Source organism: Photobacterium aquae, from assembly GCF_001029445.1.
Taxonomy (GTDB): Bacteria; Pseudomonadota; Gammaproteobacteria; order Enterobacterales; family Vibrionaceae; genus Photobacterium; species Photobacterium aquae.
Map to the genome: position 1 here is coordinate 1 of NZ_LDOT01000023.1, position 12,235 is coordinate 12,235.

Below are 12,235 nucleotides of genomic sequence, written 5' to 3' on the forward strand. Positions count from 1 at the left end.
TTTGTGGTTTTCAACAAGGTTTGTTTTGGATTGTAAATCCTGATGATTACGAAGCGGTGTTGGATGAGTGGTTGGAACAGACCGACATACCCGACAATGATATTTACCATGTATTTGCCAGAAATGCTTTTGGTGATTTATTTTTATGGGGGGAAGAAACGGGTGAAAGATATAAAATAACTGCAGCTTATGGTTGGATTATTCAATATGAGGGAAATACCAGAGAAGATGGAGATTTTTCAATTAAGTGTTTTTTTGGTGGGTCCAGTGTTAGGTCTCACGATCTAGAGGATGAGCATGGTAAGTTGATGTTTAACCGCTGTATCAAAAAATTTGGTGCGTTAGCGGATAATGAAATGTTCGGTTTTGAACCGAGTTTAATGCTGGGCGGAGAAAGCTTGTTGAGTAATATTAACAAAGTTAACATTCATGTACATTTGTCGATATTAGCACAATTGGGCCAGATTGAAGTTTTAGATGATGATGGATTAGTCGGTAAGGCATTTAGTTAGAGTCATTCAACCAAGAGAATATATACTCATTTTAAAATAGTCAATTAGGCCGCCAGACCATTTTTACCGATGCCAATTATTTCCAGTATGACAAACTGGGGCGGCTACGGAACGCCAACAATGCCCAACGCAAAATCCATGTTGATTATCATGCCAATGGCCAGCTCAGCGAGATTTGGCAAGATAACTGGCGGCTCCATGCTGGTCGGCGTATCGCAACCTGCCTGTCGGGCGACCATCAAGTTCATTATCGCTATAACAGCCAAGGTCTGCTGGTGGCCATTGACTGGGACGGGCAGACGGTTTGTGAACGTGATTTTGACAGTTGTGGGCGAGAAATTCACCGCCGACAGGGCAATGGCATTACTTGCCTACAACAGTTTGATGTACTGGGGCGTTTGCAACAGCAGCAACTGTAATCCCCCCATTTTTAGTAGCACCCTAAATTAGGGCCCTCGTTGTGTCTATTAAAGATACAACGAGGTATAACAGCAGATGGATTATGGTATTAATATACTCTTCTTAATTATTTATATCTTGTTGTGCATCTATGACTTTATTGCAAATATATTCCCCTATTGGAATGGCCGAAGTTGCTGCGGGGGAAGGTGCGTTACATACATGCAAGCTGCGGGGTGTCTCGGCAAACAGGAAGTCATGCACCAGCGTACCATCCTGCATTACCGCTTGTGCCCTTATTCCCGCAGGATAGGGAAGCAGATCTGCGGTTGTTAATTGTGGACAGTATTTATTGACCAAAGATAGGTACCCCGGCTTCCACCAAGCATTTTTAGTTTCTACTAGCCCTGTTTTGAAATGCTCGGCACAAACTTTCCAAAAACCGCTAAAACTGATCATTTCTAATGTGTCTCGAAGGTTGAAGTTGAGTCTTCCGTAGCCTTCGCGTTTCCAGCCTTGAACCGCATTGGGGCCTACAGTGACATAGCCATCGATCATCTTGGTGAGATGGACGCCGAGAAATGGCAAGTCAGGATCGGGAATAGGGTAAATAAGGTGATTGACGATGTGGTTATGCTTAGGCGCAAGGCGATAATACTCGCCGCGATAAGGGATAATTTTGAAGTTGGTGGCTAGCCCTTGCATATTGGCGAGTCGGTCGGCCATTAACCCGCCGCAACAGATAATGAATTGGCTTTGCAAAGAGAAAGTCTGCCCATCGCTTGTACAGCGTATGGTGACGATATCGTCACTTTCTTCAATGGCGGTAACTTCGGTTCGACGGCTTACTTGGCCACCCAGTTCGACAAATAGTTCGGCCATTTTATTGGTGACGCGTTGGTAATTAACAATACCGGTTGCCTTGACGAAAAGAGCACCAAGGCCTGTTATGTTAGGTTCTTGTTCTCGAAGTTGGGCCTGATCAAGTCGTTTGGTATCAATACCATTTTCCGTGCAGCGTTCATACAGAGCGTGCATGCGCTCCAATTCTTTATCTGTAGTTGCTACCAGTAGTTTTCCGCAGAGCTCGACGGGGATTTGGTGAGCTTGGCAAAAGGCTTTAGTGGCTTTCTCACCCTCTTTGCAAAATTTAGCTTTCAGGCTGCCGGGTGCATAGTAGACGCCAGCATGGATGACACCGCTGTTGTGTCCTGTTTGATGAGCTGCCAGCTGTTTTTCTTTCTCTACCACGATAATACTGGCATTGGGGAAGTGCTGTTGAAGTTGCCATGCCGTGGATATCCCAATAATCCCACCGCCTATAATGACATAGTCGTATATTTTCCCTTGCTTTATGCTGGTCATGTTTTTTTTGAAATTAGTCACAATGGATATTCAGCTCGTTAGCTGCCTTTAGTTTGTGAGGAGATAGTTATCCAGATATTAGATGCTACGTCGAATTGGCGATGAATTCTGAGATGTAGCGCATTGATTACACATTGAATCTATGTACAAAGGTGTCAAAAAAGAGAGTGAATATCAAAATACGGTACAGTGCATTATTCAAGCAGTGATTAATCACTATTTTGTTGTTAAATTCAGATTATGAATAGAGGACTCCCATTTTTACGAACAGCTTCTTATAATGATACATAGTAGTCTGGAGGTTGAGTAAGAATGATCGTCTGCTATGGATTTCCAATGTATATTACAGTCATGAGTTCGTTGGTTCGCTACCGCATAATTTCTTGTTTGAAAAAGATTGGAAACCTTTTTCAAAGGTTGATTGCCAACCATAAACGGTAGCCAAATTTAGAGGGAAGCTACCGGATAGATTGCTGAATATTGGCAAGAGTATGTTTTTTGTGGTTTTCAACAAGGTCTATGAAATTTGATTTGAGAGATACAGTTGTTTTTATTTAATAATAGGTAACACAATTGCATTTTTTAGCGTAAGTGTGCGTATGGAAATTTCATGTTAACAATGTTATTTAATGGTTAATATATGTCATTTAGAATTCCTGATGAAAAGTTGATTGAGTTAGCATCATTATTTTTAGAAACTAAAGATGTAAAAGATAATGATTGGACCGAATGTTGTTTTGTTTTTGAATTTGGAGAAGGGCATGTTTCTAATTCAGGCTATCTATATGATGGTGATGAAGTTACACCAGCGATAGCAAGCATAGAGTGTTATCCGGTTCTTTTGGGTTATAAGTTGCTGGAATTAAGAGAGTTGATTTATTCAGAATGTGGTCATAAATTCATTCAACTTTTATTCCAAATGGAAAATAAAACAAAGCGTTTCAAAATAGATTTTGAGTTTGATGATCCAAAACGTTGGGCTATTACACCGTGTAATATGTTTGAAATGCGTGAAAGGTTAAAGCCGGTCTTTGATAAAGAGTGAGTTTACAATATTGCTCAGCAGTGAAGATTATATTGAATTTGAAGTCATTGATAATTATATAATCAATTATATTAATTTTATGCAGTGAGTGAAAGAGCATTCACAAATCACTCCACTTTATTCAATTTGTTGTATTTTGTAATTGTGATCAATGTTCCGTTATTACATTTGGTTACATATTAGCGTATGGGGAGAGTTGTTTTATTTTTGCAGAGAATAATCAGTATCGAGGATGCGCTTATGCTGCTTACCAAAGAAAAGTCAAAAACATTTCAATTCCCAACGGCATTTACTATTTTGTTTATTATTACGTTGTTTGCGATTGGGTTGACTTGGATTGTTCCAGCGGGTTCATATTCAAAGCTCTCATATGATTCAGCGAGTAATATTTTGCTGGTATCCAGCCCTCACGGTGATGTTGTTTCTGTACCGGCAACACAGGATGAACTTAAGAAACTCAATATTAATATTGGGATAGATCAATTTGTTAATGGCACGATACGCAAGCCTATAGCGATTCCTGATACCTATGAAGAGCTTGAGCAATCACCGAAGGGATTGAGTGATATTGCTATTTCGATGGTTGAAGGTACGGTCGAAGGGGCTGATATTATAGTATTTATTTTGATTCTTGGTGGGATGATTGGTGTTATTAATAAGACCGGGGCTTTTAATGCGGGTTTGGTAACTCTTTCTGAGCGGACAAAGGGGCGAGAGTTTCTTTTCGTTGCATTGGTGTGCATTGTTATGGCGCTTGGTGGAACGTCTTGCGGTCTTGAAGAGGAAGCGGTTGCATTTTATCCGATTCTTGTTCCGATATTCCTGACACTCGGATTTGACTCCATTGTGTGTGTTGGTGCGATTTTTTTAGCGGCTTCTATCGGTACTGCATTTTCGACAATTAATCCATTTAGCGTCGTTATAGCTTCAAATGCGGCCGGTATTTCCTTCACGGAAGGCATAGGTGTTCGTACTTTCGGTTTGATTGTTGGTATGGTGACCGTCATCGGTTATTTGTATTGGTATAGCAAAAAGATTAAAGCCGATCCCACCTTTTCTTATACTTATGAAGATCGTGACGAATTTAGAGAGCGTTTTCTTAAAAATCAGGACCTCAATAATAAAGTCCCATTTACCCTTCGTCGAAAAATCATACTGGCATTATTTGCGATCGCATTTCCTATGATGATCTGGGGAGTCTCGACACAGGGATGGTGGTTCGGCCAAATGGCGGCCTCGTTTCTTGCCATCGCTTTCGTAATCATCTTTATTTCAGGCTTAAGAGAGAAGGAAGCTGTTGAAGCCTTTACCCAAGGGGCATCTGAATTAGTTGCGGTATCTTTGATTATCGGTATGGCTCGCGGTGTTAATATTATTCTTGAGCAGGGCATGGTGTCGGATACCATTTTGGCTTGGGCTTCCGAGCTTGTGACTGGTATGCATGGTAGCGTATTTGCTGTTTCTCAGATGTTCATTTTCTTCTTGCTAGGACTTGTGGTGCCGTCGTCATCGGGGCTGGCGGTATTGTCGATGCCGATTATGGCACCATTGGCAGATACTGTAGGTATACCGAGAGATATTGTTGTGTCTGCCTATAACTGGGGTCAGTATGCAATGCTCTTTTTGGCACCAACAGGATTGGTACTTGTAACGTTACAAATGCTTGATATCCCATTTAATAAGTGGGTGAAATTCGTGTTCCCAATAGTTCTCTTCTTGCTCGGTTTTGGCTCTTTATTGCTTGTTGCACAGGTTATGATGTTATAGAGCATTGATCGTAGTTTTTATCGATACTTTCAGAAATCTATTTTAGGTTGATTGTTGTCTTTTGCCTCTGGCTATTAACGGCTGGGGGCTTTTTTATGTGTGGAAAAATTACAATGCTGAATGCCTTTGTGTAATGTTTTTACTCCAGTATTACATGTGCATAGAGCTCGTAACGGTAGTGAATAAGTGTCACAAAGTGTGCGAAATGGTATCTATCGGCCCCTTATCTCATCCTGTTTACCGGTCTAGCACTACAATAGAATAGAAATAGATGTCATCTGGTCTGGGTATTGAAAGGAGTAGCAAAATGCTCAAGAAAGTCAGTGAGGTGGCGTTTTTTAAGTTTTTTATCGCCATAGCTTTTCATATGCTGGTGTTCTATGGTCTGTATTATGCTGTAGTGAATTACGATCGCCACCCGTGGTTGATTTATACGCTTGTAGTGTGTTCGGTCGTTGTGAGTGGCAGGCTTGTTTTCCGTTTATATAAAGCCCGCAAACGCCGATTGTCCACTAGATAGAAGGAGTCGGTTGATAGGCCTTGTCTCTCTGTGCAAACTGTGTGATCGTTCCTTGTTAAGACTTGGTATCACGTATTACGGTGCTGTAGTAGCGTGGTTTTAGATTCAGTGGTTGTGATACCGAAAGTATGTTTGCATTAAGGGTTGATATGAACAAGGTACATCCCAAATCACTTTATGGTAGTAAGTGGACCAAAGTGAACGCGGAGGGGCGTGAGCGGCACTTTATGATTATTGACGTAGAATATGATGATGATCAGAAAGTTACCCGATGTGTTATTCAGGCTGTGATTAATCATCGTATGTATGAGCTGAACTGGCGAGAGTTGAAAGACAGTTCGCAGTGGTCAATGGGATGGAAGTAGAAAAATCCCGCTCGGCTGAGCGGGATTTTTTTATTGAAGGTAGTTGCTAGGCGGATCGAAAACGCTTGGTGATAAAGTTAAAGCCAAAGACGTTGATAAGTGCCCCTGTGACTATCAGCCCGCCGCCAAGGTAGGTTTCCATTGCTGGATACTCTTGGAATACAACGATGCCAAGAATGACCGAGAAGATGATCTGGACGTAGGAATAAGCCGACGCCTTGCTCGCATCCTGGGTTTGCATCGCCTTGGTGAGGCCGAGTTGGCCAATTTGGGTGAATATGCCGACGAGGATCAGCAATCCGGTGAGATACAGGTTTGGTATGACGAAGTCATCACCAATAAGCAGGAGTGACGTCGGCAGGGCGATCAGCGGGAAGTAGAAGATGATCACTGAGCTGTCTTCTGTTGTGCTGAGTTTCTTGACGATGACATAGGCGACAGCACTCGCCATTGCTCCCATGATGGCAATCATCACGCTGAACATCGGGAGATCGGTCGTGTTGTTGACATTGAGGGTAGGTTCAACCATCACAAACAGCCCCAACATACACATGGCAATACAGATGAAAGTTGAGAATTGAATCCGCTCTTTTAAGAACAAAACAGCGAGTAGGGCTGTGAACACCGGATGGACATACTGCAAGATAGTGGCCTCGGCCAAGGGAAGGGTGGTCACGGCATAGTAGACGCACATTAATGCAGAGGTTCCCACCGCGCCGCGCAGGCACAGTAATTTGCGGTTGTTACCCCATACCGATAGCCGCTTGCGCTTTACATCCAAATAGCTAATCACCAAAGAGACAAACGCTCGGGCGGCAACAATTTCGAAAACTGGGATACCGTGGGTGCTGACCAGTTTTACGCAGGCTGTCATCAGTGCAAAGCCCAGTGCCGAAAGCACCATGAAGCGAACACCGATAGGAAAGTGTTGGTCTAAAGTCGTTATCATGACAGCAAAAAATTTATCCAGAAGGGAGGAAGAATGAACGACTGATTATCCTCTAGTTGCGACGGGATTCAAGTAATATACCCAAGCCACTCCGATAAAACTCATCCTTTGAAATTTGCGATATCGGAGTAACCTCGGTATATGTCTATTGGGTATGTTTTTGATGGGATGTCATGATCATCCACATGGTAACAATGCTAACTGCTTGTAAAATATCAGGGTTATTTGTTGATGAAATCGTAACTCACATCAGACGTATTACGCTTCCCGATGTATTTGTCTTCAAACTTAGGAGACCAAATAGCGGAGGCATTTTGGTTTTGGTTCCAATCGAATGCGGTCAGGCGGTAGGTCATTTTCCATTCACCGTTGCGTTTTTCAAAACGGTATTGGTGGCGCCCGCCAAGAATGCCTTCTTTATCGATCCCGTCTTCTTCATGAACGTGGTATGCCCAGACGTAGCTTTCAGCGGTGGCTTGGTCTCCATCAAGCTCAATCAATATGTTGCTGATGCGGTGTTGGGTGATTTTAAGCGCTTTGAAGCCTTCCATTGCTGGCTCAACGAAAGCATGGGCATTATCGTTGTAGAAGAATAAATCAGGGAAAATAGGATCTTGGTGGTCTTCAATGGCATCCTCCCAATAGGTTGACTTCATCAGTGCGCCATCCATCCGGTCTAGGGAGCGGGCATGGCGGTAGATCACCTCGGTAATTGCTTGTTTATCGAGTAAGTTTTGTAGTTGTTGCTGCATATCCATAATCTATACCTCGGTTTCGTGAATTTGTGGGCTCTAGCGGCTGTGGCTATTGGCTTGGTTGGTATTCTATTGCCTAACAAAATCGACTGAAACTGTGTTATCTTGACTAGTATCTATTCGATTTTGGAATGCATAGTTATGGATCAGCTAGGTGCCATGCGGGCGTTTGTCCGTGTAGTACAGACGGGAAGTTTTTCTGCGACCGGTCGCGAGATGAATACGACCCAAACGACAATTAGTAAAAAAGTTGCGGCACTTGAGAGTAAGCTTGGGGTTAAGTTGCTTACACGTACCAGCAGGGAGCTGGCTTTGACCCCGGTCGGGGCCGAGTACTATGAAAAATGCGTCATGATCCTCGGCGAGGTTGACGAGGCTGAGGCACAGGCGAGAACGGAAATAGCCACGCCACGCGGTGTGTTGCGCATTGCGGCTCCCGTTGCGTTGGGGCGCTTGGTTATCGCACCGTTGATGGCGGAATTTTTCTCGTTGTACCCAGAGATCAAAGTGAATTTGTCGCTCAACGACCGCCATGTCGATTTGATTGGCGAGGGAATGGATGTGGCGATTCGGGCCCGCAAACTAGAGGACTCGTCGCTGGTGGCACGTCATTTGATTGACAATCCTATGTATCTCCTAGCTTCGCCAGAGTATCTTGCCAAGTTCGGAGTGCCTCAATGCCCAGACGATTTACATAGCCATAATTGCCTCGTCTATTCGATGCTGAAATCCATCAATATTTGGCATTTCAGCCGTGATGGCCAAGAGTATAGCGTGCCCGTTAGCGGGAACTTCCAAAGTGACAACGGGGATGTTTTGCTCGAAGTGGCGTTGCGAGGGTTGGGGCTGGTGCAATTGCCGCTGTGGATGGTCGCGGATGATGTGTCTGCCGGTAGGCTAAAAATCGTATTGCCGGAGTACAGCGGGCAGACATTGCCGATTAATGCTATTTACCCGCAAAACCGTTATGTGCCGCTTAAAGTGCGTTGTTTTATCGATTTTCTTAAGCACAAGCTATCGACTAATCCTGTATACCAGTGATCGTCAAGTCGTTTGCGTTCAAACATATGGCGGAAGTAACGGGACGATTGTTATAACTCGCAGAGAGAATAAAAACGCTCAAGGTTGAGGCCCTGAGCGTTTTTATTTGGCAGGGCGCAATAGCGGCAAGGTGACTAAAGAATACTGACCGCATAATCTCGCCATCTATTTCAGATAACGCGACACCGGCAACAATTGAAGTATTTACAGGGATCATCTTTATATCCTATGTGATGGAAATATCCATATAGCTTGGTGATAAGTGGGGACCTACCGTTTAGGCTCTGGCAGTACAGCCGGGGTATTGTCCATATAGGTAAGGAAGTTTGCCCAGAGATCATGAGTACGTTGCTGAAGAGTTTCAATTTGGCAGGATATGCCCATTACACCCCTGATTGTTCCATCCCGCCATAGGGTATATACCGATTTACAGTGTGAATCCGCATATTGCTCCCAGTCTTGCTGGGCTTGTTTGATGGCCTCAATCAGCTCGGGATCGTGGGCGTTGTGTGCCAAACTGGCATTAAGATAACGTTCCATTTCCACTCGTGCAGCGTCGCGTTCAATGGCGGCACAACGGTTCATATCGATCGTGGTAAATGCATTCTCACAGTCAAGAGGATCTTCTGTAGCCGATGCCGACAGGGAGATAACGGTTAACATGATAGGAAGCAGCTTTTTCATTATTATCAATGCTTTATTTTTAAGTATTTGTTGTTGGACTATTTGAAAATATGAGATGTTTCTTTTGTTACGCTTGCCGCTAATGGCGGGGCAAGCCTGATTAACAAGCGGTTAATGAATGATGCTGATCCGCCCTGACAAAAACTAGAACTGCCGTCGAGGAGGAGTTCCCCTGCATTTTTGCCGAATTGGAGATCAAAGGTATAGCATTGGCCTGTTCCCCAAAGTTTACCGTGCTGACCGGTGATGTATAACTGGTCTAGTTGGTAGGAGGGCGCCCATTGGATGTTGCTATCCTTGTTGGTTCGGCTTAAGTCTTTGATGTATAAAACCTCTAAACGGGCGATCGAATTCATCCCCTCACTTTGGAATTTTCGTCCGTCACGGTCGTTTGCGACAACATTCTTGCTGTTTTCGACAAAACCCAGACATGCTGTTTCGAAGTAGATCTCATCCTGTTCGCGCCAACTTGTCGGTATGGCGTAAAGGTGTTCAAACCCTGTGATCGGGCAAGCCCTAGCTTTAGTGTAGTTTTCTGCCAGTGCCTGACGGCATTGCGATAGGTTGCTCTGGAGTGCTTTTTCAACTTTCTTGCTGTGTCTTGTGGGATCGCTCACTAACCAGGTGTTATAAACATCGTCACCCAGTGCAAGGCAATCCAACGGATTGCTGTTTTTTTGGCGGTAAAACATCAAGTCACTGATCAGCCATAAGCCGCGTTGGAATACGGGATCGGATTGGTTGGCCATATCGTAAAAGCCACAGTGTGAATAGTACTGGCTCAGTTGTTGCTCCGCCTCTGAGGACCGATTGCTCTGGTAGGCCGACAACGCATTGGAGCGTGCGGCATCAATACCGGAAAGCGAACAATTTGCCCAACTCGGAGAGGCGAGCAGGACACTGCTCATGAGCAAAGAGGTGAGGAGCGGGAGATGTCTCATAGGAAGCGCCAGTGAAGTTGTACAACGTAGGGGTAGCGTAGCGAGCTATTACCCAACAGAAAAAGTGTTTGGTCAGTATCCACGGCCCTGAAAGTAAAAGCAATATATTGATTTAAATTAGAATTTAATACCTTTTGGATTGAGGTGTTAAATTCCGTTCGTATGATTCCCGCCAGACTATTCTCTGCGTATTTTCTATGGCACTTCGGTTACATCTGCACCGAAAGGATTTTATTGGCTTGGTCGAAAATTAACCGGTTGTGGGCTATACCTTTAAATTCAACCGTATATTTACCATTCGATAAAAACAACCGACAGGGGTTTATATGGCAGGGAAATACCGTGTTGTACGGCTGGCAGCAATGGCACTAACCATTGGCTTTGCAACAGTTGGAAATTTTGCCGCAGCAGAGGAAGAAGGTAAGCCTAATATATTAGTTATCTGGGGAGATGATATTGGGCAGTCAAACCTGAGTGCCTACACCTTTGGTTTGATGGGTTACAAGACCCCTAATATAGACAGCATTGCCAAAGAAGGCATGATGTTCACCGATTATTACGGCGAGCAATCTTGTACGGCCGGTCGTTCAACGTTTATCACCGGGCAAAGTGTGTTGCGTACCGGTTTGAGTAAGGTCGGACTGCCGGGAGCCGATTTGGGCCTTCAGCCTGAGGATGTGACGATTGCCGAGTTGCTCAAACCACTGGGTTATGTGACAGGGCAGTTCGGTAAGAACCATTTGGGCGACAAAGATGAACATCTTCCGACCAACCACGGCTTCGATGAGTTCTTCGGCAACCTCTATCACCTTAATGCAGAGGAAGAGCCTGAGAATGTCGATTATCCGAAAGATCCGAAGTTTCGTAAGAAGTTTGGCCCTCGTGGCGTTATCCACTCTTATGCCGACGGCAAGATAGAAGATACCGGGCCGCTGACCCGCAAGCGGATGGAGACTATCGATGACGAAACCGTCGATGCGGCAATGGCCTTCATGGAAAAAGCAGTTAAATCCGACAAGCCTTTCTTTATCTGGTGGAATGCTACCCGAATGCATTTCCGTACCCATGTTAAACCTGAACTGCAAGGCAAGACGGGGATCAGCACCTATGCCGATGGCATGGTTGAGCATGATACCCATGTCGGTTTGCTGTTGAAAAAAGTGGATGATCTGGGGATTAAAGACAACACCATTGTTTTCTATTCTACCGATAACGGTCCACATATGAATACTTGGCCGGATGCGGGGTTGACACCGTTCCGTGGTGAGAAAAACACCAACTGGGAAGGAGCCTACCGTGTGCCAGCGATGGTACGTTGGCCGGGCAAAATCGAACCGGGAACGGTCTCGAATGAGATCATGCACCATATGGATTGGATGCCGACATTTTTGGCTGCAACCGGTGATGACAGCATCAAAGAGGCGCTGAAGAAAGGGACCAAGGTAGGGGATACGGAATACAAGGTTTACTTAGATGGCTATAACTTCTTGCCGTATCTCACCGGCAAAGAGGAGAAAGCACCACGTAAAGAGATCTTCTACTTCACTGATGATGGTGATCTCTCTGCACTTCGTTACAACAAGTGGAAAATCGTATTTTTGGAGCAGCGCGCCAAAGGAACGCTACGTATCTGGGCGGAACCATTTACGCCACTGCGCGTACCAAAAATCTTCAACTTGAGGATGGACCCTTACGAGGTCGCAGATATCACCTCTAATACTTATTACGACTGGATGTTGGATCGAGCCTATATGCTAGTGCCGGCCCAGGCTTATGTGGCGCAGTATTTGGAAACCTTCAAGGAATTTCCGCCTCGCCAAAAAGCTGCCAGCTTCAGTTTGGATCAGGTGATGGAGAAGCTGAAGGAGCCGCAGAATAAGTAAGAGGGATGA

General features: G+C 44.6%; 13 protein-coding genes. 8 read left to right on the forward strand and 5 right to left on the reverse strand.

Annotated elements, in window-relative coordinates; genetic code table 11:
- Together ABT56_RS15325 and ABT56_RS24700 are read left to right on the forward strand one after the other, a co-directional pair.
- On the forward strand, window positions 1-512 hold a 512-nt coding region (locus ABT56_RS15325; RefSeq protein ID WP_047879774.1), incomplete at its 5' end, for a GAD-like domain-containing protein.
- Window positions 513-607: 95 nt separating this feature from the next.
- Entirely contained in the window at window positions 608-931 is a 324-nt protein-coding gene (locus ABT56_RS24700) for a hypothetical protein (RefSeq protein WP_476742275.1), read from the forward strand.
- A 103-nt stretch (window positions 932-1,034) separates the two neighbouring features.
- Here the strand turns inward: ABT56_RS24700 and lhgO are convergent, their stop codons facing one another.
- Window positions 1,035-2,276 (reverse strand): L-2-hydroxyglutarate oxidase, encoded by a 1,242-nt coding sequence (gene lhgO, locus ABT56_RS15330; RefSeq protein ID WP_047880005.1) that lies wholly within the window; start codon window positions 2,274-2,276, stop codon window positions 1,035-1,037.
- Between the two features lie 640 nt (window positions 2,277-2,916).
- Here lhgO and ABT56_RS15335 point away from each other — a divergent pair.
- From ABT56_RS15335 to ABT56_RS15350, 4 genes are all read left to right on the forward strand, one after another.
- Window positions 2,917-3,321, forward strand: coding sequence for a hypothetical protein (locus ABT56_RS15335; RefSeq protein WP_047879775.1), 405 nt, complete (start codon window positions 2,917-2,919; stop codon window positions 3,319-3,321).
- A gap of 240 nt (window positions 3,322-3,561) precedes the next feature.
- Window positions 3,562-5,088: a YfcC family protein gene (locus ABT56_RS15340; protein ID WP_047879776.1), complete on the forward strand. Its 1,527-nt coding sequence runs from the start codon at window positions 3,562-3,564 to the stop codon at window positions 5,086-5,088.
- 307 nt (window positions 5,089-5,395) lie between these two features.
- Entirely contained in the window at window positions 5,396-5,608 is a 213-nt protein-coding gene (locus ABT56_RS15345; RefSeq protein ID WP_047879777.1) for a hypothetical protein, read from the forward strand.
- A gap of 149 nt (window positions 5,609-5,757) precedes the next feature.
- Window positions 5,758-5,973 carry a TIGR02450 family Trp-rich protein gene (locus ABT56_RS15350; protein WP_047879778.1) on the forward strand — a complete coding sequence of 72 codons (216 nt, stop codon included), beginning with the start codon at window positions 5,758-5,760 and terminating at the stop codon, window positions 5,971-5,973.
- Window positions 5,974-6,019: 46 nt separating this feature from the next.
- On the opposite strand, the gene ABT56_RS15355 is transcribed toward ABT56_RS15350, so the two are convergent.
- Window positions 6,020-6,922: a DMT family transporter gene (locus ABT56_RS15355; RefSeq protein ID WP_047879779.1), complete on the reverse strand. Its 903-nt coding sequence runs from the start codon at window positions 6,920-6,922 to the stop codon at window positions 6,020-6,022.
- 221 nt (window positions 6,923-7,143) lie between these two features.
- Window positions 7,144-7,680 (reverse strand): nuclear transport factor 2 family protein, encoded by a 537-nt coding sequence (locus ABT56_RS15360; protein ID WP_047879780.1) that lies wholly within the window; start codon window positions 7,678-7,680, stop codon window positions 7,144-7,146.
- A 138-nt stretch (window positions 7,681-7,818) separates the two neighbouring features.
- On the opposite strand from ABT56_RS15360, the gene ABT56_RS15365 reads away from it, so the two are divergent.
- Window positions 7,819-8,718, forward strand: coding sequence for a LysR family transcriptional regulator (locus tag ABT56_RS15365; RefSeq protein WP_047879781.1), 900 nt, complete (start codon window positions 7,819-7,821; stop codon window positions 8,716-8,718).
- A 270-nt stretch (window positions 8,719-8,988) separates the two neighbouring features.
- Here the strand turns inward: ABT56_RS15365 and ABT56_RS15370 are convergent, their stop codons facing one another.
- Together ABT56_RS15370 and ABT56_RS15375 are read right to left on the reverse strand one after the other, a co-directional pair.
- The gene (locus ABT56_RS15370) at window positions 8,989-9,402 is read right to left on the reverse strand and encodes a lysozyme inhibitor LprI family protein (RefSeq protein ID WP_047879782.1); all 414 of its coding nucleotides are present in this window, start codon (window positions 9,400-9,402) and stop codon (window positions 8,989-8,991) included.
- A gap of 38 nt (window positions 9,403-9,440) precedes the next feature.
- Window positions 9,441-10,343 (reverse strand): hypothetical protein, encoded by a 903-nt coding sequence (locus ABT56_RS15375; protein ID WP_157037870.1) that lies wholly within the window; start codon window positions 10,341-10,343, stop codon window positions 9,441-9,443.
- 326 nt (window positions 10,344-10,669) lie between these two features.
- On the opposite strand from ABT56_RS15375, the gene ABT56_RS15380 reads away from it, so the two are divergent.
- A complete protein-coding gene (locus tag ABT56_RS15380) occupies window positions 10,670-12,226 on the forward strand; it encodes an arylsulfatase (RefSeq protein WP_047879783.1) in 1,557 nt (518 codons plus the stop codon).
- Window positions 12,227-12,235 lie beyond the last annotated feature (9 nt).

Bases quoted from the DNA above. Each gene is read 5' to 3' on its own strand.
- lhgO (WP_047880005.1), bottom strand. From the start codon at position 2,276: ATGACCAGCATAAAGCAAGGGAAAATATACGACTATGTCATTATAGGC.
- ABT56_RS15335 (WP_047879775.1), top strand. From the start codon at position 2,917: ATGTCATTTAGAATTCCTGATGAAAAGTTGATTGAGTTAGCATCATTA.
- ABT56_RS15340 (WP_047879776.1), top strand. From the start codon at position 3,562: ATGCTGCTTACCAAAGAAAAGTCAAAAACATTTCAATTCCCAACGGCA.
- ABT56_RS15345 (WP_047879777.1), top strand. From the start codon at position 5,396: ATGCTCAAGAAAGTCAGTGAGGTGGCGTTTTTTAAGTTTTTTATCGCC.
- ABT56_RS15350 (WP_047879778.1), top strand. From the start codon at position 5,758: ATGAACAAGGTACATCCCAAATCACTTTATGGTAGTAAGTGGACCAAA.
- ABT56_RS15355 (WP_047879779.1), bottom strand. From the start codon at position 6,922: ATGATAACGACTTTAGACCAACACTTTCCTATCGGTGTTCGCTTCATG.
- ABT56_RS15360 (WP_047879780.1), bottom strand. From the start codon at position 7,680: ATGGATATGCAGCAACAACTACAAAACTTACTCGATAAACAAGCAATT.
- ABT56_RS15365 (WP_047879781.1), top strand. From the start codon at position 7,819: ATGGATCAGCTAGGTGCCATGCGGGCGTTTGTCCGTGTAGTACAGACG.
- ABT56_RS15370 (WP_047879782.1), bottom strand. From the start codon at position 9,402: ATGAAAAAGCTGCTTCCTATCATGTTAACCGTTATCTCCCTGTCGGCA.
- ABT56_RS15375 (WP_157037870.1), bottom strand. From the start codon at position 10,343: ATGAGACATCTCCCGCTCCTCACCTCTTTGCTCATGAGCAGTGTCCTG.
- ABT56_RS15380 (WP_047879783.1), top strand. From the start codon at position 10,670: ATGGCAGGGAAATACCGTGTTGTACGGCTGGCAGCAATGGCACTAACC.